Below are 19,482 nucleotides of genomic sequence, written 5' to 3' on the forward strand. Positions count from 1 at the left end.
GTCAGCGTTCCGCTACGGCCAGGGTGGCCCGACCGTAGATCTCGCGCATGGCCGCCGCTTGTCTTGCCAGTGAAAACTTGCGCGCTCGGCGTGCGGCGGCTTCGCCGAGACGACGCCTATATTGGGCGTCGCCGGAGAGACAATCGACACATCTGGCGAGATCGCGTGGATCATGGACGTCGTAGAACATAGCCGCGCCGTTCCACAATTCGCGATAGGTCGGGATGTCGGCAAGCACCAAAGGTGTTGCCGACGTTGCTGCCTCCAGTGCGGCAAGTCCAAAGGGTTCATAGAGCGACGGCGATACGAAGATGCCGGCCCGCGCCATCAAGCGACGCACCTCATCGTGGCAGACAGAACCCAGAGGAAGGACATTGCTGAAATCGGCGCGTTGCCCATCAGCACCCTCGAGCGGCCCGGCAGCGAAGACCGGCCATTTCGTCATCGATGCTGCCTGGTCCAGCGTAACTGCATTCTTTCCTTCATCCCACCAGCGCGCGGCGGCGAGAGCCACTGGTTCGCGCCTCTCTGCCTTTGGACCCGGCCGTGCGCCGTTGCTGACAATGCTCAGGCGAGGGATCGGCCCGTAGCAGGCCTCGAGCATGTCGGCATGGCTGCGGCTTGGCGCGACTACCGCATTTGTCCAATCGAAACCGCGTCGGTTGCGGTCCTTCTGCCAGCCCCATTCGCCGTCCACAGCCTGTCCCCTGACGGCGTGGAGCCACGTCACAACGCATGAATGCGAAACCGCCACGACCGGGCACGGCACATCAAGTCCCACGGCCTGAGTCGGCGCATTGAGATGGACGAGGTCGATCGCGTAGTCGCGAACAAGTGCGCGCAGTTCCTGCGGCAACATTTCCAGATCGCCCTCATTGCGGGTCATCCAGTCCGGCGGTGTCTTGAGCCACGCCAAGGCCGCAAAAGCCTGTGCCTCCTTCGCCTGTTCCTCGGACGGTTCCGGGCCTAACCCGGCGAGCACGATGCAGTCGCCGCCCTGAGCCAACTCCCGCGCCAGATCAAGCGCGTAGCGCCAGACGCCGCCGACGGCATCGACGGTCATCAGGATTCGCCGCGAGCGCCGGATCAGTGACTGCAACATATCGCCTCCAACTCGGCCAGCGCACGGGGACGCTTCTCCTGGATATCGCTGAATGTCCGGAACGAGGTCAGATAATGCTCGTGGGCGCGCTCCCAGGCGAGATCGTCGGGCTCGCCCCAAAGCTCGCGATAGCTGGGCGAACTGGGGTAGGGATAGAGCGGCACCGGTTCATTGGCCCACACGCCGCGGTCAATGAGGTGCTTGCGCCAATGATCGACCAGAGCGGGATCGTCCTCGACCACGCCGATAAGATTGGCCTGGACGAACGGAACGTGACGTCGTGCCTTGACCAGCAAAGCGGCCAGTTCCTCCGTGCCCAGCCGGCAACGCTTGGCCAGCATGGCCCGTCCTTCCACGGTTAGGCTTTCGAGGCCGGCTTCAATCGAAACGCAGCCGGCCGCACCCAGCAATTCGAGGAGCTCCGGCTTCCAAAGATCGATGCGGGTCTGCACGCCGAACTTGACGTCTCGATCGACCAATGCCTCCAGCAGCGCCTTCTGCGGCAGGAAGATCTCGTCGATAAAATAGATGTAGCCGACGCCTTGCCCGATCAGCCGATCAATTTCCGCGATGATCGCATCATGGTTCCTGCGGCGGTAGGCGTCGCGGAAATCGATCTTGGCGCAGAAGCTGCAATTGTAGGGGCAGCCGCGAGACGCCTCGACCTCCGCTCCGAAACCCACCTGATCGTCGTCGAACCGGTGGTGATGGTGCGAATGCGCGGCAATCCAGTCGGATGGCCAGCTGAGGGGCGGATGATCGACAAACGAACTGGCGTGGACGCCGCCATTGCCGACAAGTTTTCCCTCGTAGAGATGAGCGGTGTGGGGCACGGCTCCCCAATCGTCACGGCGGGCGAGTTCGGCGACGACCTCTTCGCATTCGCCGCGCACGACGACATCGACGCCCAGCTTGCGCAGCGTCGGCGCAGGCGTCGCCGAGCCGTGCGGTCCGACAGCCACTGTGCGGCCGCCGCGCCCGGCGAGCCGGTTGAGGAAGTCGGCAGGCACGCGCAGCTCGGGCGGCGCGCAGCGCCAGAATAAATAGGTCGGCGCCGTGCTGACGACGGTCATGGCCGGTGCGAAGGCGGCGACGCGATCGGCAAGTGCTGCGTTGTCCAGCTTCTGGATTTGCCCGTCCAGCATCAGCACCTGATGGCCGTCGGCCTCCAGCAAAGCTTTCGAGTAGCCCAGTTCCAGCGGCAGATGCGGCTGGCGGCAGCCGAAATAGATGCTGTCCTCGTAGGTCCAGAACGGATTGACCAGGGCGACTTTCATGCCACGTACCTCGCTGGTTCAGCCTCGAGGCGATGACGCTGGAGCCAATCGGCGAGATCGCGGACGCCGTCGCGCCAGGGGACATGCGCTTTCCAGCCAAGCGTCGCTTCTATGCGGCGGGTGTCGGCGACAAAGAAGGGCTGGTCGCCGGCGCGTTCCCGGTCGTAGCGGATCGAGAGCTTTCGACCGGTCAGCTCGCCGATCTCCTTGAGCAGCATGCGCAGGCTGATGGCGTTGCCTGGTCCGCCACCGAGATTGAATGCCTGCCCCTTGATGTCGTCGATCCTGGCAAGTACCCCGCGATAGGCCGCAACGGCGTCGGAGACATGAAGGATATCGCGCACCTGCTTGCCGTTGCCATAGATCGTGATCGGCCGGCCGGAAAGCGCGCTAAGCAGAAAATGCGCGACCCAGCCCTGGTCCTCGGTGCCGAACTGGCGCGGCCCGTAGATGCAGCTCATGCGCAGGACCGCGGTCGGCAGATCGTACGACTTGGCATAATCGAGCACGTATTGATCCGCCGCGCCTTTGGAGCAGCCATAGGGCGTGCAGAAATCCAGACCGCAGCTCTCGTCAATGCCGTTGACGCGGATGCCGGCATCGCAGGGCACGCACCGATCGTCCTCTTCGCGCACGATGACATCGGGCAGGCCGCCATAGACCTTGTTGGTGCTGGCGAAGATCACAGGGATGCGCTTGCCACTCCGGCGAGCGGCTTCCAGGACGTTGAAGGTTCCGCGAAGATTGATGTCGAAATCTTCGCTTGGCTGAACGAGGCTCGTGGTCACGGCGGTCTGCGCGGCAAGATGGAATATCGCCTTGGAATGCGCCACAAGCGGCGCCAGCACGTCCGCGTCTCGGACATCGGCGGTTTCCACGGCAAGTTGATTACCGTGCTTCTGCGCCAGCCACGCCAGATTCTGCTCGACGCCCGGACGGCTGAGATTGTCGATGACCAGCACCGGCACCCCATCCGACATCAGACTGTCGGCGAGGTTCGAGCCGATGAAGCCGCTGCCGCCGACGATGGTAACCGGCGCTTCAGGAAAAGATTCCGGCCTCATGATACCAGTCCTCGCTCTTCGAGCTCCCGTTTCATGTCAGCCCCGCGGTCGATGGCGACCGTGTTGCGAACCCATGCGACGAACTCGCCGAGTGAATCCTCCAGCCGGTGCTGCGGCTCGAAACCGAGCAGTTCGCGCGCCTTCGAGATGTCGGCGAAGCAATTGCGGATATCGCCGGCACGCGCCTTGCCGAGGATTTCAGGAAGGCGTTCCGGCACACCCATAGCATCGGCGAGCAGCCGAGCGACCTCGCTGATCGCATAGGCCCGTCCACCGCCGATGTTGATAACGTGGCCGCGCGCCTGGCGTTGTTCCAGCGCCAGGCGGAAGGCACGGGCGACGTCGCGCACATGCACGAAGTCGCGCTTCTGCTCGCCATCTTCGAAAATCATCGGCCGCTGGCCGTTGGCGAGGCGTGAAGCGAAATTCGCCAAAACGCCGGTGTACGGGTTTGACAGCGCCTGTCCTGCGCCGAAGACGTTGAACAGGCGCAGCGCCACCGCGTCGACGCCATAGGCATCCCCGAAGATCAGCACGGCGCGCTCCTGGGCATATTTCGTCAGCGCATAGATAGAGGCGAGGTCGACCGGCTTTTCCTCGTCTGTCGGCAGGGGCGACAGACTTTCATCCGCCGCCGACACCGGATTCCATTGGCCGCTCTTGATGTCGTTAGCCTGCCGCCGTGCATTGTCGACGCGCCGACCGCCTGGCGTGGCATAGAGACCCTCGCCGTAGACGCTCATCGATGAAGCGACGACGATCCGCTCGACGGGACGTTTGATCAAAGCCTCGAGCAAAGTGGCTGTGCCGAGGTCGTTCGCGCCGACATAGCGGGCGATCTCGTACATGGACTGGCCGACACCGACCTCGGCGGCCAGATGGATGACGGCGTCGACGCCTTGGAGCGCCTCGGCGACAGCGTCGCGATCGCGAACGTCGCCTTTGATCAGTTCGGCTCCTGCCGGCAGGCCGATCGCCTCGCCGCTGTGCACCTGTTCCAGCAGCGCATCGAGAATGCAGACAGTATAACCATGTTCAACGAGTTCCTGGACGACGTGGCGGCCGATGAAACCGCACCCTCCTGTAACCAGTATGCGTTTCACGACAACTCCTTAAGCAGATGGCCTTGGCGCCCCGAACTGTTTGGCAAAAGGTTTGTTCCCTCTGCTTCAACAAAGAAGGTTTTGGGTAGGCTGCAACCTGAGGTGAGCGCATAGCGAACTAGCCTTGGGCCATGCGCTGGAACATTGCAGCTTCTTTGGGGTTAGGGCGCTCATCCGGCCCGTGGGCGGAAGGGGTGGATGGCAGCTGATGATCAGCGGTATCGCGTAAGCAAGCCAGACCTGGTCATGAGAGTCACACGCCTGCAAAGCCTGATTAAAGGAGATTTCAATGTCTGAAGCGAAGACAACCACCAATCATGACGACATCCGCCAATGGGCCGAAGATCGCGGTGGCCGACCTGCAGTTGTGCGAACCAAGGGCGAGGGCGGCATCTTACGGATCGACTTTGGCGAACCCGAGGAGGATTTTGAACCCATCGAATGGGACGAGTTCTTCCGGATTTTCGACGAAAACAACCTAGCCTTCCTCCACCAGGACGAAACCGGCGGCGGAAAAACCAGCCGATTTAACAAGTTCGTCGACCGCAACCAGAAAGGTTGAGGAGGCTGCTTCTGTCAGCGGAGTCGGGTAGCTTGTAAAGCGCCTCACATTCTGACAGAGAACTTTACTCTAGCTTCCTGTTCGCGCGTCTTTTTCGGGGTTTGGAAAACCAGCCGCTCTTTCCAAACTCCATAGTTAAATGCTTCGGCGGTTGCGGAACGGTCGCAGCATTAGTGCAACAGGCTCGGCCCACCAGATTTGGCAATGTTTCGCATGATGGCGTTCAGCCAATCTTCGGTCGACACGCCGGCCCGCCTCCTGTCGATCTCGCCGATGGCGCGCTCCAGCGTTCGTTCGACCAGCCGGTCGGAAGCACCGACGTCACCGAGAAGCAGACGCGCCGCGAGCCTGAGCTTCGGCAGCAGTGAAAAGACATTGTCGGACAAGTTCACCGGGTGGATACCCGCCAAGGCCGATCTTTCCGGAGGAAACAAGGCATCGAAGATAGCATAGCTATCCGACGATTTTCGAAGATTGCTGGCGTGGCGGAGACGCTCGGGAATGATGATGTCCTCGTCACCGCTGAAAAAGACGAAGGGAACACCGCGGCGCATCAGTTCGTCTGCGATCGGAAACACCCGCCGGCCGTTCAGATTGACGTCGAGGATCGCGGCCTCAGCCACCTCAGTATGCATAGACGCGTGTTCGACTGTGGCTGCCGGTCCGAGGACGACCGCGCCCATATTACCAAAATACCTTGCGAGATCCCCTGCCAATACCCAATCATCTTCGACGATCAGGATGTGCACCCCTCGGAGATCGCGCACCTCATCGTCCTTTCTTGGAGCGAGATTTCCAATTGTCCGCGCGGACTTGTTCAGAATGTTCCTGCAAGGCTGCCTGCAATCGTTTCGCCAAAACCAGCATGCGGGGCGGAATCGGTTCGTTTCCCGGCAAACCCAGCAAATCCGAAGACTGCAAAAACGCTTGTTTTGTCAGCTTTAGGTCAGGTGCGCGTCTTGACATTGGAGTGTCCACAAAGGTTCCGACGTTAACGCCGTCTGCACGGACTTGTTCCGGCCCTCATGCACGTTATATGCTGGATATTGCGTTCAGCCCAGTCGTGGGTTTTGGTCGATTTGGCGGCCATGTCGTCTAGGCTGTTCAACCGAGGGCTTGCGGTGACATCCCAGATGAAGAGATTTCCCATTGTGGGCGTCGGCGCGTCAGCCGGCGGCATTCCTGCAATGGAGGGTCTGTTCAAAGGCATCACCGGCCAGCCCGGTATGGCGTTCGTCATCGTCACCCATCTCAGTCCCGGGCGCGAAAGCCTGCTTCACGAGGTCGTCGGACGTTACACGCAAATGCCGGTTGTCGTCGTCGAGGACGGCACCACTGTCTTGTCCGACCACGTCTATGTGATGCCGCAAAACGTCGTTCTCACGATTGAGAAGGGAGTGCTGCACCTGCGGCAATCCAACGTGCTCAGCCGCGAGCGTAAACCGATCGATATCTTCTTTAGCGCGCTGGCCGAGGATCAGGGCGAATACGCGGTGGGAGTCATTTTGTCGGGCGGCGATTCCGACGGCACGCTGGGCGCGAAGGCAATCAAGGAGCGTGGCGGACTGACGGTCGCCCAGGCTACCGACGGCTACGGTCCGCGCAACCCTGACATGCCGAAGAGTGCGATCTCCAGCGGGCTGATCGATATTGCGGCGCCCGCGGAGGAGATCGGTGGGAAGCTCGAAGGATTCGCGCGCAGCTTCGATCTGCTGAACGGGGTTACCGAGGACGGCCGCCAAGAGACAGCAGACATGGCTCGGATCCGTGATGAGATCTACGGCATTCTGAAGGGCCAGTCCGGCCACGATTTCTCCGGCTACAAGACCAAGACATTCCTGCGTCGCATAAAGCGACGCATGCAGATCGCACAGCTGGATTCGTTTGAAGAGTATGTCGAATGGCTGAAGAAAGACCCTCGCGAGGTGACGAACCTCTTTCGTGATCTTTTGATCAACGTCACCGATTTTTTCCGTGATCCCGACGCGTTCAAGTTGCTCGAGGAGAAGATCATACCGCAGCTGTTCGAGAGCAAGACCGCCGGCGATTCCGTCAGGATCTGGGTGCCTGGCTGCGCCACCGGGGAGGAGGTGTTCTCCATCGGCATGCTATTGCGCGAACATCTTGAGACGCTTCCGGTTGTGCCGCGCGTCCAGATATTTGCGACAGATATCGATGAGCCGGCACTTGCGGTGGCGCGCGCGGCGCGTTACCCGGCGGCATTGCTGCAGGGCGTTTCGCCCGAACGCAAGCAGCGTTTTTTCAGCAGCGACGGTGAGAGTTACGTGCTTGCCAACGAGGTACGGGAGCTGTGCGTGTTTTCGCCTCACAGCGTCGTCCGCGACCCGCCCTTTTCGCGCATGGACATGGTTTCATGCCGCAACCTGCTGATCTATTTCGGCTCGGACATCCAGAACCGCGTTATTCCGATCTTCCACTACGCGTTGAAGCCGGGCGGTTATCTTTTCCTCGGCACGTCCGAAAGCGTCGGCCAGCACGACAACCTCTTCACCACCGTAGACAAGAAGCAGCGCATTTTTCAGGCGCGCGAACATGCCTCGCCACACATTAGGCTGCCGATGCTGATCGGTGATCACCGCTCGGGCGCCTTCATGCCCGAAAGCACGGGATCGAAGAAAGGGACTTCCAGCTATCCGCTTCGGCAGGCCGTCGAGGCGCAGGTGCTGGAGCGTTTCGCGCCGCCGCATGTTGTGGTGAATGGGGATGGTGACGTCGTCTATTATTCGGCGCGGACCGGCAGATATCTCGAAGCGCCCCAAGGCATTCCGAGCCGGCAAGTGCTGACTTTGGCCCGCGCCGGGCTAAGGCTTAACCTGCGCGCGGCATTGCGGGAAGCCGCCACGACGCGCCGCACCGTCGTGCGGGAAAATGTCGTCGTGGACGAGGACGACGAACAGACACTGTCTATCAAACTCACTGTCGAGCCCCTGGCGGAACGCGGCAAGGGCGAACGGCTTTATCTCGTCCTGTTCGAACCATTGGGGCCGGTGCAGACGCGGTCCGACGTGGCACCCGAAAACCGTAACAGCGAAGGCACTGCCGATCTCGAGCGGGAGCTGCGCGAGACGCGCGAGCGACTGCAATCGACGATCGAGGAGTACGAAACCGCACTGGAAGAAGTGAAATCGTCGAATGAGGAACTCGTCTCTGTCAATGAGGAGGCGCAGTCGACCAATGAGGAGCTTGAGGCCTCGAAGGAGGAGATGCAGTCGCTCAACGAGGAGCTCAACACCATCAATTCGGAACTGACCAGCAAGATAGAGGAACTCGATCGCGCCAACAGCGATTTGCGGAATCTGTTCGAGAGCACCCAGATCGCAACCATTTTCCTCGACCGCAATTTGGTGGTGCGGACCTTTACTCCGCCGGCCTCGTCTTTCTTCAACCTGCGTCCCTCCGACGTCGGCCGTCCGCTGACCGAGCTTTCGAGCCAGCTCGACTACCCCGAGATCAAACAGCACATCGATGCCGTGTTTGAAACCGGAGAGATCCTGAACCATCATCTGGCGCGCGACGACCAGGGCCGGTTTCACATGGTTCGCGTCAATCCGTATCGCGACAAGGAGAACAGAATTCAGGGGGTTGTGGTCACACTGATCGACGTCACCACCCTGGCCGAGGCGGAAGAGCATCAACAGGTGCTCATCTCGGAGCTGAACCACCGCGTCAAGAACATGCTGGCAGTGGTCGCCAGCATCGCCAACCGCACCCGTGAAAGTTCGGAATCGAAGGAAGAGTTCGCCAAAGCGCTGATCGGTCGCCTACACGCCATGTCGCGGGCCTACGGTCTGCTGTCGAATGAACGCTGGAAAGAAGCTTCGCTCAACGAACTGCTGCATCAGGAACTCGAAGTTTTTAGCATTGACCAGTTCGAACTTGACGGCGTCGAAGTGAAGCTTAGCCCGCAACAGGGCCTATCCCTTGGCATGGCCATTCATGAACTGGCGACCAACGCCGCCAAATATGGCGCGCTGTCGACGCCCCGGGGCAGGGTCGCTCTGAAATGGTCTGGCGAGGGCGGTGTTTTCACGCTCGCCTGGCGTGAGAGAGACGGGCCGCCTGTCAGAAAACCAGAAGTTAGCGGCTTCGGACTTTCCCTGCTGCAGGGTGAGATCGGCTACCGGCTTGGCGGAAACGTCGAGACCGCCTTCAATCGGGACGGTCTCGAAGTCCAGATCACGTTCCCGATGATGCGCAAGGAGACGCCGTGAGCAACCGGCTGCGCGTTCTAGTAGTCGAGGATGAATGGCTCATCGCCGAGGACATCGCTGCTTGTCTGCGCGCTTCGGGACATCAGGTGATCGGCCCGGCCCCTTCGGTGGCGGCGGCCCTTCGCCTGATCCGTGAAAATCACGTCGACGCCGCGCTTCTGGATGTCCAATTGCATGGCGAAATGAGCCTGGCGATCGCAGAAGAATTGCAAACCCGCCAAATCCCGTTCGCGTGTCTGAGCGGATTTGGGCCGCGCGATGTTCCACTCGCCTTTGCCTGCTTCAAATTTGTGAGCAAGCCGGCAGATCAGGCGTCTATTTTGAGTGTCTTGGCTGAATTGGTCCCGGCGTCGTAGCTTGTTTTCAGCAACCTCGTCATGGATCGGAAGGCCGAAAGCGATCGCCGCCAAATTCCTCCGCCCAACGCGATGCCATGAGCCATTTCTCACGGCGCGGTACCCACAGCTCATACTCCGGAATGAGGTCGCTGGGAGCCATGTCTAGCGAACCGAGCATGATCTCGGCCTCATTGTCCCGCAGCCAGGCAATATGCGACCCGCATTGCGAACAGAAGCTGCGTTTGGCGAACGTCTTCATTTCTCCACTGCCTTCATAGGCTGAGATCGGCCAGGTACCGAACGGCGTGAAGAAGCTGCCGCTCGGCGCGGCGGCAATCCTGACAGTGGCACATTCCAACGCGCAGCGGAGCGCCGCTTACCCTGAAGCGAACACCGCCGCACAGGCATCGCCGTGCCGTTCGACCGCGGCCATCGCTCTTCAGTCTAGCGGCTTTTCGGTCGGGCGAGGCGTGGTGCCCTTCTGGAGCGGCCGGCCGGCATTGCGGTTCGCCACCGGATTCTCCAGCGGAGCGGTCGAGGGCTTCGACGTTCCCGCGGTTTTCGGCGTCGGCGGTTTCGCTCCCGCCTCCGTACCGTTGGCGTCCCGCCTTGGTTGTCGCAAGCCGTCCGCATTCGCCTGCCGAATTGCCGGCTTCGATGGGGTAGTCTTGTCGGCCATGGTGTCTCCTTCCTGCTGCGGCGGAAAAGAACGGCTAGGTTCGTTCACAGCTCGTACGTTTCAACCGCCGGCACGGTGCGAAGTTCCACAACTTGCAGCTTGAGGCGCCTGCTTCGGTGCAACGTATGCTGCAAGGCATTACTCCTGCTCATCTATGGTAGATGGGAACTATTTTCGATACTGGCTGTTCGGCTCGCAGGAAGGAGCCGGACATGGAGCGACGTAACGCCATAATTTCGCTGGTGATAGCAGCGATCATTATCGTCGGCTTTCTCATTGGCTTTTTGTATGCCGATATGGACTGGCGCACCTCGCCACTCAAAAGAGCGCCTGAGCAAAACCAAGGTGGGAACGCCCCGGCCGACACTTCGCCTGCCGCGGGCGTCAACAAGAACCCCCAAGAGAATACCGAGATGCCGGATCAGCAATGACCGCGGTCCTTCGGGCAGGAATACAAGCCGACCCAACGCCCGGGACCGATCGCTGGATCGATTTTGCTGGTGATGTCGGATTCACGTAGGCTGCTGGTTCCTGGCTGCCAACGCAGCGGCCTCTTCGTCCGTCACTGAAATCTTCCCTGCGGGTATAAGCCATTTCTGACATTTGCGTACGGAACCACGCCGTGCTCAGGCTGCAGGGATGATAACCGGCCGATCCAATTGCTTCTCACCGATGCATCTTGATTGGCTCTCGCTGCGAGCCACTCCGCCCGCTCCCGCGTCAAGCCGATAAGGCAAGTGCCAGCGAAGTCCGCAGGCACATCCACGGTGGTATCGAACACGGCCCATGTGTTGGTCGGTTCCTGAACGGGCAAAAACCTCATAACAGCACCTGCTAATATACGGTACGAACTTACTGACGGAGCATTGTTCCGGCATCAACCAAACGAAGGAGAGTTTTTCGTTTTGAGACGCCGTGGCGACTTGAGCCTTGAGCGGGCAAATTGATCGATACCATCGCGGCTGCGACGTCGCTGAAATAGGGTGGCAGATCTCGACGAGCGAACACATCGGCTGATGTAGTTCACCGGCTTTCTAAAAGCGCAATCCCGAAACCTGCCGGGAGCCCGCCAAGCGGCGGCGCTTTTGCGCGTCAGCTGTCCGCTTTCAGTTCTTCATCTTGCGGATAGTCGACCTCAGCGTATCCCCCAAGGAACTGTCAGCTGGCTTGGGAGCGCTGCTCGGAACCAGGAACCCACCCTTTAGCAACTCCAGGGCGTCGAGTGCCTCGTCATCCTGCAAGTTTGTGAGAGCCACGCCGTCTGCGAAGACAACCCTATCGTCGTCTATGTCGTAGACCTCCCAAAGCCCGTCCTTGATTCTTCGAATGGCGTGCCGATGCTCCATAAGAAGACGCTAATTGAGTCTCGGAAATGGTGGCTAGAGAAAATCAGGGGTGGACCGATATTAGTAGTGGAAAACTCGTGCGCTCTCTGACGCGTGGCGCGTGTACGGAGGTCAAGAGTGCAGGGCGGCGATCGGGCTTGGCAGGCGGCAGTGGACGTTCGTCGTTGGGACGAAACATAGGTGCGCCAGCACAGCTGTATTTTCTCGGGAGCATCGCCGACCACAACCGAGCTGCAACTTGCTACGATCAGAATGCCGGCCGCGCGTGGTCCGAGCGGATCAAGCAGGATGTCGAGAAACCGCCTGACAATCATTGCGGACACTCGGCCTCTGATGTAATTTAGGGTCTGATCAAGTGAGGAATATACCGCTGTCGCGACGGCTTTTCGCTCTTTTCTGTCTCGGCAGATAGCATGCTCTCTAACGGACCTGGCACTGCAAGCTGTGTTTTGTGGTCGCCAGGGATCAGCGGTTAAGGGATTTGCCATGCTCCGACGTTGCGGATTCGTTGCGGCCTTGATGCTCGCAAGCGTCACGACTTTCGAGGCTTCTGCAGTCGAACGAAGGGTCGCCTTTGTAATCGGCAACTCCGATTACAAAGAAATCTCGGCCCTCAAGAACCCGGCCAAAGATGTGGTGGACGTGTCCGACACGTTTCGAGCGGCTGGTTTTGATGTTTTCGTGGCGAGCAATCTTACAAAGCTGCAGTTTGAAGACAAGTTCCGCAACTATCTTGCCGCCGTGGACGGCGCGGATGTAGCTGTCGTCTACTATTCCGGCCACGGCTTTCAGATCGGCGGCGAAAATTTCCTGATTCCTGTCGATGCCTCGTTGAAAGATGCGGCGGACGTCGAGGTCCAGGCAATCAAGCTGAACGACGTGCTGCAGCAGATGCGTTCGAAATCGAAGATCCAGGTGATCATCCTCGATGCCTGCCGCAACAATCCATTCCCTCGCAAGGACTATTGGCTCAGGGACCAGCTTCTTACCGCCAGCGGCACGGGCCTTGCGCAAGTAAGAAGCTCGCTGAACACACTGATTGCTTTCGCCACCGAACCCGGCGCGGTTGCCTATGACGGCGCCGGCGACCTCAGCCCATTTTCATTCGCATTTTCTCGTCGGGCCTTGGCTCCGAACCAGGAGATTCGCACGGTCATGGCGGCCGTGCGCCGGGATGTAGTTGAGGCTACTAAGGGCCTGCAGGTTCCCTGGGAGAACTCTTCGCTGATCGACGAAGTCGTTCTGATGCGTCGCAGCAGCCGCCCCTCTCTACCGCCCGTGTTGGAGAAAGTCGTGTTGTCGGGGGTCGGGCCTGTCGATCTGAACCTCCCGGAACCGGTGGAGGTCGACGGCGGATCAATCACCGTCAGCATCGAGAGACCGCCCGCCTTGGGACGCCTGATGCTGAATGGCAAGGTTGTCGAAGCGGGGGATCTGATCCAGGGCAAGGATCTGCCGCATTTGCAGATGGATGTCCCCAAGGGAGTTGGCGAGCCAGAAGAGATGGATATGCTGGCCTACGCTGCACGCGACAATTGGGGCGGCGAAGCAAAGGGCATGCTGGTGTTCCGGGTCAAGAGCGGCGAAGGAGCCCAGCGCGAACAGGTGATGGCCTCGCTCGAAGCCGAGCAGAAGCAGCAGGTGCTGCAGCGCGGCATTCACGTCACCGGTGCGGCCGAGGCGATCGAGAACCGGGACATCGACGTTCCGGTCGGCATCGGCGCGGTTCCTCTGAACCTGGATCTCCCGACAGACGCTGCGGCGGTCAGCCTGAAGGTTGCCAACTATCCGGCAACGGGAACGCTGTCCCTGCCGGATCGAACCCTTTCGCCCGAATCGAGCTTGACGGTCGGTGAAGTCGAGGGGCTGCGCTATGAACCCCAGATCGGAGCCAGCGCACCGGTCGAGATCGCCTTCGAGATTCGGGCGGACAGCGCAGTATCCAAACCCGCCAAAATGAAACTGTCGCCAAGCGTCGATCCGTGCGACTCGGCTGCCGGCGAACCGCTCGACCTTCAAGGCGTCGTTCCCGGCCTGCTGCCAAATGAAATCGGCGCCGACGCGGTGAAGCTCTGCGAGGCTGCGGTGAAGGCATATCCCGATGTCGCCCGCTTCCGCTACGAACTGGGTCGCGCGCTGCTTGCGGCCGGCAAGGTGGACCAGGCCAGGAAAGCCATACAACAGGCTGCCGACAGGGGACACGTGCGCGCTGTGTTCGAACTCGGCTACCTCCACGCGACGGGAACGGGCGTGGCTGTCGACCGGAAAAAGGCCAATGCCTTCTACGCGGCTGCAGCCGACAAGGGCGATCCCTATGGGATGACGTCGTGGGGCCGTGCCTTGTTCAATGGGCACGGTGTCGAACCCGACACCGGCAAGGGGCTGGACCTGCTGCTCAAGGCGGCATCGATGGGGCACACCTATGCCATGAACGATCTCGGCGCGATCTTCACCGAAGGCCGCAACGGCGTGCCCGCCGATCAGGCCCGTGCCGTTGCCTTCCTGAAGGCCGGCGTCCAGCGCCAAGACATGTATTCGATGAACTTGCTCGGTCGCAATTACCTCAGCGGCCGGGGCGTCGAGAAGGATCCGAAGGCTGCGCTGGCGCTTTTTCAGAAGGCCATTGACCTCGGCCAGCCCTATGCGCCGAGCAGTCTTGCGCGCATGTACCGTGATGGCGTTGGCGTGGAGCAGGACCTTGATGAAGCCCAACGTCTGTTTGAACTGGCAACCTCGCGCGGTGACCAGTCCGGCGCCTATGATCGCGCGGCTCTTGAGATGCAAAAGGGCGACAAGGCCGACCAGACCGTCGCCGTGCGTTTCCTGGCATTCACAGTCGCGCTCGATCTTCGCAATGAGCTGCCTGACGCCCGGGCGACGCTGGCGAAATTCGGCGCCAAGCCGAAAGCGGCGGCGTTGAAGCAGCTGCGTGGGGAACTCAAGTCGAAGATTCCGTTGAGCGGTTCTGTCGACAAGCAATTGGTCAAAGTGGCAAGGGCGGTCTGGGAACAAGCCAATCCGCGTCGGGATTTGTTCTGATCAACAAGGAGGCAATGGTGGGCAGAAATCTGAAGCAGGCAACAATTGGGATAACTCTGTCCATCGCCCTGGCGGGTCTCGTGGGCTGCACATCCTGGCCACCCCCACTTCAACCGACGCCACTGGTGGCGACGCCCGCGCCGGCGCCGAAGGTCGTTCGCAGAGCCGCGGCGCCGCGGAAGGTCGTCAACCCGGCTGCCAAACCGGTGGCCGCCAGGAAAGTGGTTAGACCGGTCGCGGACGAGCCTGCTGCCGCACCTCCCGTAATCATTCCTTCTTTGGGAGGGAGCGGCGGAGGAGGCGGCGGAGGAGGCGGTTGGGGATAACGTTAAATGCCGGCTGCAGCTAAGCCAAGCAACTGATTCAGATCATTCTGCAGCCAAGTGGAATTACTTGGCGTCGCAGGAATGGGGCTAAATCAAACAGATAGAGTCGGATTGCTCAGTTCAATTTGAACGTATCCCGCTCGCGGATCCGGGCTACGATCTAATTCGCATCCGCTGATTGGCGCAGCGCCTCGATCTCTGCCATCTGGATGCCCATTTCAACAAACGCGGAAAGAACTGAAAAGCGGTCCTCCAGTGCAACGCGCGCCAGTCCGGCCAGAACCCCCGCACTCACAGCATGGGCGGCAGCCATTGGCTGCAAGGCCGTAACCGCTGACGCGTCCATAGCCGAACCATTGCCATGCCGTTTTGCAGCCAAGGCAATCCAGGCGGCCGGCGTTGTTGGCGGCATTGCCGCAGCCTCGCTCACTTCTGGGCGATGGTGAGGGCTATCTGGTTCGCTGACCCAGTCACGAACAAGCGCGAGCAATTCCTGGTCCCTGTGATCGAGCAGAACGGTGAGGTGGCTCAGGCACTCATGGGCCCACCACACCGCAGCCCGCTCGGGAAGCAGATAGGCACAGAACGTAATCGCCTCCTCAGGCACCCGCCCGGCAAGAAGCGCGCGGCAAAATTCGATTGGAGGCTGTTCGGTCGGAAGTGCCACCATGTCCCTGGCGACAGCGGGGCAGGCCATGAAAAGATCCCGTGCCGTTTTGAATCGAAGCTCATTGGCCATGGCGCCACGCTTTCACTAGACTAGGGAACAATCGACATTGAAGCCCTGGACAGGGTGAGGTCAAGTCTCAGTCACAGCAAGATGCAACTGCCTCCACCACTCGTGTGCTTGACGTTTATTGACAGACAATCGATTCGGAATTTGGTATTGTCCGCAGTCGATGAAATCGGATGCTCAAACGGGAGTAACCGTCATGCAGTTGGGCAGTTTAGCCTTCGTGTTTACGGTCGCGGTTTTTTCGACCCACGCTTTTGCTGATCCGCTTCAGAAATCAGAAGACATCGTGAAGTTTTTTGACAGGGCGAGCGAGTTCGGCCCGACACGTGGAATTTGCGTCGGCACCGAAGAGGAGTGCAACAGCAAGAACAAAGCAGCGCCGGCCGAAAAAACCAGCCTCGACATGCTGATCAATTTCGGCCTGGATTCTGCGGAACTCGATGCGACTGCCCGCGCTGAACTGGACGAGTTCGCCAAGGCACTGAAGGACAGCCGACTGAGCACTCTGAACTTCGTTGTTGAGGGTCACACCGACGCCACCGGCTCGGCTGATTACAACGAGGGACTGTCGGAACGAAGAGCCAGATCGGTAACAACCTTCCTGACCTCTAACGGCATCGATCCTGCCCGCATCAAAGCGACAGGCTTGGGCGAAACGAATCCCCGCAACCCCAATCCATTCGATCCGGTAAACCGCCGGGTGGAAATGCGGATACGGACTGAGTAGCTGGAGCGGCTACGCTAGACTAAGACCAGAGCGCGCCTTATTCGCTGCACCGAACCGGAGGTTAGCGCAGCAAAACCGATTCCGATTTTCGGGGCCATGTGCCGGCTCAAAGCGCAGTCTGAACAGAATTCACCATAGCCGTGATCGCCTGCTTGTATTTTTCGAACTCGGGCGATGTCTGCCGGACTTCCGTCGTTGTCGTTGTCCGTTGGCTCACTTCAACCATCGCCGGGCTCAGCTTCCGCCCCATTTTCCTTTCGGCCCAACTGACGACATAGCTGGCGGATTTGCCAGTGAGAAACGGGTTGGCTTGAATGACGGCCGACCCGAGCACGGCGCTCAATTGCGCCGAACCCGGCGACGACAACACTTGATGGGCGCCTTCCATTCCCAGGAAATGACAGAGATAAAGCCGGCCGGCTGTAATTTGGTGGCCGCGCGCCCGAAGATAGGCTTCGCCTTCGCGCGCCAGATTGCTGACCATCTCGCGCGAGATGGTGGCGTCATAACGCAGAGCGAGCAGGTCGGCGGTTGATAATGTCCGCGCAAGTTCAGGCCGATAGGTGTTCATCATCCTGATCCAGGTCTTCGTTATGAACTGACCGGCGCCGGTCGCCGAAGAAAGTGGGTTCTTGGCGCGGGCTTTGCCGCCACTTTCAACTTGAACGATACGGTCGGTCAGCGTTTCGACAGCGGAAGCGTCCGTCGCGATTGCCGTAACCGTGCCCAGCGGATCGATCGCCTGCCCATTGCGATAGAGTTCGAAATGCAGGTGCGGCCCAGTTGAAAGACCGGTGGTGCCGATATAGCCAATGATATCGCCTGCCTTCACCTTCGCGCCGACACCGGTCTTGTCCGCGAATTTCTGCATATGCGCATAGCGCGTCTCGCTGCCGTCCGCGTGCGAAATCTTCACCAGATTGCCGTAACCACTTCCATCACCCTGAAAGACGATTTCGCCGTCGAAGGCGGCGGCTATCGGTGTGCCCAGAGGCGCCGCCCAATCCACGCCCTTGTGGATACGAACGGTTCCGAGGATCGGGTGCTTGCGTGGCCCGAAAGTGGAGGTCATGACTCCGTTGACCGGGGTGACCATGCCGTAGGCGACTGTGAGCGAGCGAACCTGATCGTCGCCGCTAACGCATGCAAACTGGCCGTCAATCTGCTGAAACACGAAACAGTCGAGGCTTTTTTCGCTACCCTGGACGCCAACATACAGCACCCGCCCGGCCGTCTCTTCCTTGCCACGAGGCCTTTGCGAATAGATCAGGACCAGACGTTGGTCTTCGCTGGCGAAGGCATCCAGATCCTGTCCTCTCGAGAGATACATGATCGCTTCTCCGATCACGCCGGTCGGGACTTTGTTGCGTGCTGCTGTCGAGTAGATTGCGTCGAGCAGCCGGTATTGCCTTTTGTGCGTGCCTTGTGCCTGCGCACCTGAGTAGTTGAACAGATCTTCGCGGACCCAGGGGTCCACACCAGACACAAACACACCAGCGGCGTTGCGCGTCAGCGTGCCGACAAATACGTTCTTGGCGTAGATCGAAACCTGCATGAGGGACATGGTTGTCGTCTCGCGCGTCGGCCTGAAACCGCGCATGGCGACGACATAACCTGGCTCAAGGCTTTCCCGATTGAAAAGCGCCTTCAGGGCTTCGCCTGCCAGCTTGGCATCCTCGGCAGAGAAATGCGCATCCACGGCAACGCTGTCCAAGCTACGGTCGTTGAGAATCTTTACGAACGTGTCCTCGGTGGCCTCGTATCGTTGATGTTCGCTGATGACATTTGCCACGCTAGTGTTGTTTTCGATCTGGGTTTTCCGGAAAGCGGGAAGGGCTGCCTCGCCTGCATCGATTGTTTCGCCCCAACCTGCTTCGGCATCATCGGCTTCCACCTGCGGGTCCGAAGCAACCGGAGCCTCATTTAGAACGGGCGCTGGCTGAACATCGTTTTGCAGATCGTTGGATGGCGCCGGCGCGGTCTGTCGCTGTGCCTGGAAGAATGCGAAATCTTCTTGCGTGGACGGTATCGTTGTCATGAACTTTTCGCTGGCGCTAAGCATCACGTCAGACAGGATTTCGATCTGGGGAGAAATTCCAGCCTGATCGAGTCCTGCCGGGCGCGGGATCACTTGGCTCTTTGTTGCGGCGCCGGTGTCGGGCGCAAGGGTGATCCACATCGGGTCGCCTGCGAGATCGATGATGGCAGGCACATAGACCGATGCATCGGCTGGTACATCATCGGTTCCCTCGACCGCGTGCAACTCCTCATCTTCATCGCCAAACGACCAATAGTCCGCGGTGAGATAGAAGCCGGCAGCGATCGACAACAGGACAACCACAGCAAGACCGGCAAGGAGTCTGCGCCAGAGCCGGCGTCTGCGCAGGGCGGCGCGCGCCTGCTTTTTCAACCTGAAGCTTGTGTCGATACTGTGCGTCACGGATTGCTTCCGGTCAGAAAAAAGGTCCATCGCACCTGTTCAAGCGTATCGACTTCGAGGAATAGTGCGGCGATATGGCCGCGCTGCCAGCATTCATCAATGCCGCGTATCGAGAAACGCCGCCGGTCGATGCACATTTCGGTCGACCCAGTCAGGGTCGCATGGCCAAAAACGTCCGTCGCATAGATGTAAATGTAGCGATTCGTGAGTTCCTCGCGGATGACGTTCACGCACTGATTTGCGCCGATGGTCCACCAGCCGTCGGTCTGGTCCGCATTGTCGACCTTTTGGCCGACAGCGAGATTGACCACGTCGAGCGTCTGATTGCAGACGGTGAATTCGGCGCGCGCTTCGTGGGACGACAGGAGAGCCAGCAAAATCGCGCCCGACATGACCACAAGTTTGATATGGCCTCTCAGGGCAAGCAGGCCGCGAAGCCAGTTACGCTGATTATTGGGCGGGACGGCGGTCAGGGAGGAAAAACGCGAGCGGCGGCGGTCCATCGGCGTCC

At 60.0% G+C, this 19,482-nt stretch carries 17 protein-coding genes; 6 read left to right on the forward strand and 11 right to left on the reverse strand.

Annotated features, from left to right (window positions below; genetic code table 11):
• Position 1: 1 nt before the first annotated feature.
• Genes AC0L25_RS18875 through AC0L25_RS18890 form a run of 4 tightly spaced genes read right to left on the reverse strand, consistent with a single transcriptional unit; the run spans position 2 to position 4,546 of the window.
• Positions 2 to 1,063, reverse strand: coding sequence for a glycosyltransferase family 4 protein (locus tag AC0L25_RS18875; RefSeq protein WP_473596901.1), 1,062 nt, complete (start codon positions 1,061 to 1,063; stop codon positions 2 to 4).
• Positions 1,064 to 1,086: 23 nt separating this feature from the next.
• A complete protein-coding gene (locus AC0L25_RS18880) occupies positions 1,087 to 2,379 on the reverse strand; it encodes a TIGR04295 family B12-binding domain-containing radical SAM protein (protein ID WP_473596902.1) in 1,293 nt (430 codons plus the stop codon).
• Positions 2,376 to 3,443, reverse strand: a complete 1,068-nt coding sequence (locus AC0L25_RS18885) for an NAD-dependent epimerase/dehydratase family protein (RefSeq protein WP_473596903.1) — start codon at positions 3,441 to 3,443, stop codon at positions 2,376 to 2,378. The genes AC0L25_RS18880 and AC0L25_RS18885 overlap by 4 nt, the downstream gene beginning before the upstream one ends.
• Entirely contained in the window at positions 3,440 to 4,546 is a 1,107-nt protein-coding gene (locus tag AC0L25_RS18890) for an NAD-dependent epimerase/dehydratase family protein (protein WP_473596904.1), read from the reverse strand. Before AC0L25_RS18890 ends, AC0L25_RS18885 begins: the two co-directional genes overlap by 4 nt.
• Before the next feature lie 289 nt (positions 4,547 to 4,835).
• On the opposite strand from AC0L25_RS18890, the gene AC0L25_RS18895 reads away from it, so the two are divergent.
• On the forward strand, positions 4,836 to 5,108 hold the full coding sequence (locus tag AC0L25_RS18895) for a hypothetical protein (RefSeq protein WP_473596905.1): 273 nt from the start codon (positions 4,836 to 4,838) through the stop codon (positions 5,106 to 5,108).
• Between the two features lie 170 nt (positions 5,109 to 5,278).
• On the opposite strand, the gene AC0L25_RS18900 is transcribed toward AC0L25_RS18895, so the two are convergent.
• Positions 5,279 to 5,875 carry a response regulator gene (locus tag AC0L25_RS18900; protein ID WP_473596906.1) on the reverse strand — a complete coding sequence of 199 codons (597 nt, stop codon included), beginning with the start codon at positions 5,873 to 5,875 and terminating at the stop codon, positions 5,279 to 5,281.
• A gap of 366 nt (positions 5,876 to 6,241) precedes the next feature.
• Between AC0L25_RS18900 and AC0L25_RS18905 the strand changes: the two genes are divergently transcribed.
• Both AC0L25_RS18905 and AC0L25_RS18910 read left to right on the forward strand, forming a co-directional pair.
• Positions 6,242 to 9,340: a CheR family methyltransferase gene (locus AC0L25_RS18905; protein WP_473596907.1), complete on the forward strand. Its 3,099-nt coding sequence runs from the start codon at positions 6,242 to 6,244 to the stop codon at positions 9,338 to 9,340.
• Positions 9,337 to 9,696 (forward strand): response regulator, encoded by a 360-nt coding sequence (locus tag AC0L25_RS18910; RefSeq protein WP_473596908.1) that lies wholly within the window; start codon positions 9,337 to 9,339, stop codon positions 9,694 to 9,696. Before AC0L25_RS18905 ends, AC0L25_RS18910 begins: the two co-directional genes overlap by 4 nt.
• Before the next feature lie 19 nt (positions 9,697 to 9,715).
• On the opposite strand, the gene AC0L25_RS18915 is transcribed toward AC0L25_RS18910, so the two are convergent.
• From AC0L25_RS18915 to AC0L25_RS18925, 3 genes are read right to left on the reverse strand one after another with little or no spacing between them, the layout of a single operon-like run.
• On the reverse strand, positions 9,716 to 9,937 hold the full coding sequence (locus AC0L25_RS18915) for a GFA family protein (RefSeq protein ID WP_473596909.1): 222 nt from the start codon (positions 9,935 to 9,937) through the stop codon (positions 9,716 to 9,718).
• A gap of 13 nt (positions 9,938 to 9,950) precedes the next feature.
• Positions 9,951 to 10,121 (reverse strand): GFA family protein, encoded by a 171-nt coding sequence (locus AC0L25_RS18920; protein ID WP_473596943.1) that lies wholly within the window; start codon positions 10,119 to 10,121, stop codon positions 9,951 to 9,953.
• Complete coding sequence (locus AC0L25_RS18925) at positions 10,118 to 10,357, reverse strand: hypothetical protein (protein WP_473596910.1); 240 nt, start codon at positions 10,355 to 10,357, stop codon at positions 10,118 to 10,120. Before AC0L25_RS18925 ends, AC0L25_RS18920 begins: the two co-directional genes overlap by 4 nt.
• Positions 10,358 to 10,569: 212 nt before the next feature.
• Here AC0L25_RS18925 and AC0L25_RS18930 point away from each other — a divergent pair, with 212 nt between their 5' ends.
• Entirely contained in the window at positions 10,570 to 10,788 is a 219-nt protein-coding gene (locus tag AC0L25_RS18930) for a hypothetical protein (RefSeq protein WP_473596911.1), read from the forward strand.
• A gap of 1,434 nt (positions 10,789 to 12,222) precedes the next feature.
• The gene (locus tag AC0L25_RS18935) at positions 12,223 to 14,742 is read left to right on the forward strand and encodes a caspase family protein (RefSeq protein WP_473596912.1); all 2,520 of its coding nucleotides are present in this window, start codon (positions 12,223 to 12,225) and stop codon (positions 14,740 to 14,742) included.
• A 486-nt stretch (positions 14,743 to 15,228) separates the two neighbouring features.
• On the opposite strand, the gene AC0L25_RS18940 is transcribed toward AC0L25_RS18935, so the two are convergent.
• The gene (locus AC0L25_RS18940) at positions 15,229 to 15,807 is read right to left on the reverse strand and encodes a DUF6931 family protein (protein WP_473596913.1); all 579 of its coding nucleotides are present in this window, start codon (positions 15,805 to 15,807) and stop codon (positions 15,229 to 15,231) included.
• A 193-nt stretch (positions 15,808 to 16,000) separates the two neighbouring features.
• Between AC0L25_RS18940 and AC0L25_RS18945 the strand changes: the two genes are divergently transcribed.
• Positions 16,001 to 16,531, forward strand: a complete 531-nt coding sequence (locus AC0L25_RS18945) for an OmpA family protein (RefSeq protein WP_473596914.1) — start codon at positions 16,001 to 16,003, stop codon at positions 16,529 to 16,531.
• A 106-nt stretch (positions 16,532 to 16,637) separates the two neighbouring features.
• On the opposite strand, the gene AC0L25_RS18950 is transcribed toward AC0L25_RS18945, so the two are convergent.
• Together AC0L25_RS18950 and AC0L25_RS18955 are read right to left on the reverse strand one after the other, a co-directional pair.
• The gene (locus AC0L25_RS18950; RefSeq protein ID WP_473596915.1) at positions 16,638 to 18,971 is read right to left on the reverse strand and encodes a M23 family metallopeptidase; all 2,334 of its coding nucleotides are present in this window, start codon (positions 18,969 to 18,971) and stop codon (positions 16,638 to 16,640) included.
• A complete protein-coding gene (locus AC0L25_RS18955) occupies positions 18,968 to 19,474 on the reverse strand; it encodes a DUF1036 domain-containing protein (protein WP_473596916.1) in 507 nt (168 codons plus the stop codon). The genes AC0L25_RS18950 and AC0L25_RS18955 overlap by 4 nt, the downstream gene beginning before the upstream one ends.
• Between the last annotated feature and the right edge of the window lie 8 nt (positions 19,475 to 19,482).

Source organism: Mesorhizobium sp. WSM4813, from assembly GCF_055811555.1.